Genomic DNA, 2,941 nt, shown 5'->3' with positions numbered 1-2,941 from the left:
TTCTTATACTAATTTGTGAGAAATATATGAAAACTATTGCTAATTTTGGTAGAAATGCAATTCTTTAATATGGAAATTTATGTTACAAATCATTAATCGTTTATTACGAATGCTTTGTAATTGTGTGATTTTCGAAATTCTACAAAAAACTGTTGCTATAATGAGAACACGAAAACAAAGCAAATGGAGGCTATTCATGAAAAAATTATTAGGTATAGCAACAGCAGCAGTTTTTGGTCTTGGGATTTTTGCAGGTTCTGCTAAAGCGGAAACGATTGTAACAACAGATGTATTAAACGTTAGAGAAAACCCAACTGTAGAATCAAAGCTTGTAGGTAAAATGTTAAGTGGAAATAAATTAGATGTTATAAATACAGAAAACGGATGGTCCAAAATTAAATTAGATGGCAAAGAAGCGTTTGTAAGTGCTGAGTTTACGAAAAGTTCTTATTATGTAACAGCAAATGTATTAAACGTTCGTGCTGGAGCGAATACTGATTCAGAAATTCTTGGTACGCTTAAAAAAGATGACTTGATTGAAACGACAAATCAAGTACAAAACGAATGGTTACAATTCGAATATGGTGGGAAAGTGGCGTATGTTCACGTACCATTTTTAACAGGTACAGCACCTGTTATTGAAAGAAAAGAAGTTCCAGCTCAAGATGAAGCACCAACTAAGGTGAAAACGGCGGTTAAAAATGATGCATCAGTTAAGGAGAAAACTCCGGCTAAAAATGATACGGCAGTTAACGGAAAAGAATCTGTTAAAAGTGGGGCATCAAGTAAACCAGTAGCACAAGCGAAGCCGGCAGCTAAGCCAGTGGCGAAATCTACTGAAACAAGTGCACCTGCTGGTCGTGAAATAACAGTAGAAGCGACAGCTTACACAGCTAATCCGAGTGAAAATGGCACATATGGTGGTCGTGTGTTAACTGCGATGGGGCATGATTTAACAGCAAATCCAAATATGAAAGTTATTGCTGTTGATCCGAAAGTAATTCCTCTAGGATCAAAAGTGTGGGTGGAAGGATATGGAGAAGCAATTGCTGGAGATACTGGTGGCGCGATTAAAGGAAACCGTATTGACGTTTTAGTTGGTTCAGATAGCACTGCTGATAGTTGGGGTCGTAAATCCGTTAAAGTGAAAGTTATAAAATAATGTATTAAAATAAAAAACGGCTGCTTGAAAATGTCTAAGCGGCCGCTTTTTTTATAAGAATTATTGAAAAGGGTAAATTGTTTTACCTGTAATAATTTTATACGCGGTGCAAAATTGAGTTTGCATATACTCTGTATTTTTATTTTCTGGATGTAACGCCGTTTCTTGAAGAGTAGAATGAAAGGAACGTAGTAAACAATTTAGTGCGAAGTATAATTCTTCTTGTGAACAATTTTGTTCTTTTGTAGCAGTAGCTAAAATAAGGTCTTTTATTAATAATGGAAAATCGATAGTCGCTTGTTTCATAGTCATTGCACCCTCTCCGAGCTATTTTTTATCATGTATATGCAGAATTGGACAAGCTATGCTCTTTTTTTATGTATAATTTCATGTACTAGATTCAAAGAACTTGCAATCATGCCGTTAAAATTGGTAAGATTGGGTATAATCAATAGATGGAGTATATTACATAAAGAGAGTTGAATGATATGGGAGAAGTGCAACGTGAAAAAGTTGCTGTCATCATTGGGCCAACTGCTGTCGGGAAGACGAAATTAAGTATCGATCTTGCAAAAGCGTTGAATGGTGAGATTATTAGTGGTGATTCCATGCAAATTTATCGTACGATGGATATCGGGACTGCAAAGGTGACGACAGATGAGATGGACGGAATTCCGCATTATATGATTGATATAAAAGATCCGGAAGATTCATTTTCTGTGGCGGAATTTCAAGAACGTGTCCGTAAGTGCATTCGAGAAATTACTGAGCGCGGAAAATTACCAATTATTGTTGGTGGAACTGGTCTCTATATACAATCTGTTCTATTCGATTACCAGTTTACAGATGAGGCTGGAGACGCTACATACCGAGAACAGATGGGAAAATTAGCATTAGAACGCGGTGTGGAATATATACATAAAAAGTTGCAAGAAGTAGATCCAGAAAGTGCGGAGCGTATTCATGCCAATAATGTAAGGCGTGTTATTCGGGCGTTAGAAATTTTTCACACGACGGGTGAAAAAATGAGTAACCAGCTCGAAAAACAAGAAAATGAGTTACTGTACGATGTTTCATTAATTGGCTTGACAATGGATCGAGAAATGCTATACGATCGCATTAACTTACGTGTTAACCTAATGATTGAACAAGGTTTATTAGAAGAAGTAAAAGGTCTACATGAAAGAGGAGTGCGAGATTGTCAATCTATTCAAGCGATTGGTTATAAAGAGATATATGATTATTTTGAGAATCGTGTATCTTTAGAAGAAGCGGTATCACAATTAAAGACGAATTCACGCCGTTATGCAAAACGTCAATTAACGTGGTTCCGTAATAAGATGGATGTCGCGTGGTTCGATGTTACTGATGGTGAAAAAACGTCAGAAATTTTACGATACATAGAAGGAAAGCTACAACTAAAGTCGAATAATAGTAAGTAGAGAAAAAGAGGAGGATTCGACATGAAGCAATCAATCAATATTCAAGATCAGTTTTTAAATCAACTCCGTAAAGAGAATACGTTCGTTACGCTGTACTTATTAAATGGTTTCCAGCTTCGTGGATTAATTAAAGGATTTGATAATTTTACAGTCCTGCTGGAAACAGAAGGTAAGCAACAGCTTATTTATAAACATGCAATTTCTACATTTGTACCACAAAAAAATGTTTCGATTGAATTAGAGTAGTAATGAATTATTGTACATAACAAAAAAAGAGCGAGTTTGAACTGCACCCCAGTTGTTAGACACAGTCTAACAACTGGAGGTGCAGTTTTTC

General features: G+C 36.0%; 4 protein-coding genes. 3 read left to right on the top strand and 1 reads right to left on the bottom strand.

Annotated features, from left to right (window positions below; all coding sequences use genetic code 11):
• Nucleotides 1-196 precede the first annotated feature (196 nt).
• A complete protein-coding gene (entD, locus tag AB3X48_RS20355) occupies nt 197-1,162 on the top strand; it encodes a cell wall-binding protein EntD (protein ID WP_199709031.1) in 966 nt (321 codons plus the stop codon).
• A 60-nt stretch (nt 1,163-1,222) separates the two neighbouring features.
• Here the strand turns inward: entD and AB3X48_RS20350 are convergent, their stop codons facing one another.
• Nucleotides 1,223-1,468, bottom strand: coding sequence for a hypothetical protein (locus AB3X48_RS20350; RefSeq protein WP_002199601.1), 246 nt, complete (start codon nt 1,466-1,468; stop codon nt 1,223-1,225).
• A 182-nt stretch (nt 1,469-1,650) separates the two neighbouring features.
• On the opposite strand from AB3X48_RS20350, the gene miaA reads away from it, so the two are divergent.
• Both miaA and hfq read left to right on the top strand, forming a co-directional pair.
• A complete protein-coding gene (gene miaA, locus AB3X48_RS20345) occupies nt 1,651-2,604 on the top strand; it encodes a tRNA (adenosine(37)-N6)-dimethylallyltransferase MiaA (protein WP_078172987.1) in 954 nt (317 codons plus the stop codon).
• 21 nt (nt 2,605-2,625) lie between these two features.
• Complete coding sequence (gene hfq, locus AB3X48_RS20340) at nt 2,626-2,850, top strand: RNA chaperone Hfq (protein ID WP_000813896.1); 225 nt, start codon at nt 2,626-2,628, stop codon at nt 2,848-2,850.
• Nucleotides 2,851-2,941: the final 91 nt, after the last annotated feature.

Origin of the sequence: Bacillus sp. S4 (genome assembly GCF_040838205.1) — a bacterium.
In the GTDB taxonomy this organism is placed as follows: Bacteria; Bacillota; Bacilli; order Bacillales; family Bacillaceae_G; genus Bacillus_A; species Bacillus_A cereus_U.
This window is presented reverse-complemented; position numbering and strand designations above follow the sequence as displayed.

Coding starts and splice junctions, on each gene's coding strand:
- entD (WP_199709031.1), top strand. CDS start 197: ATGAAAAAATTATTAGGTATAGCAACAGCAGCAGTTTTTGGTCTTGGG.
- AB3X48_RS20350 (WP_002199601.1), bottom strand. CDS start 1,468: ATGAAACAAGCGACTATCGATTTTCCATTATTAATAAAAGACCTTATT.
- miaA (WP_078172987.1), top strand. CDS start 1,651: ATGGGAGAAGTGCAACGTGAAAAAGTTGCTGTCATCATTGGGCCAACT.
- hfq (WP_000813896.1), top strand. CDS start 2,626: ATGAAGCAATCAATCAATATTCAAGATCAGTTTTTAAATCAACTCCGT.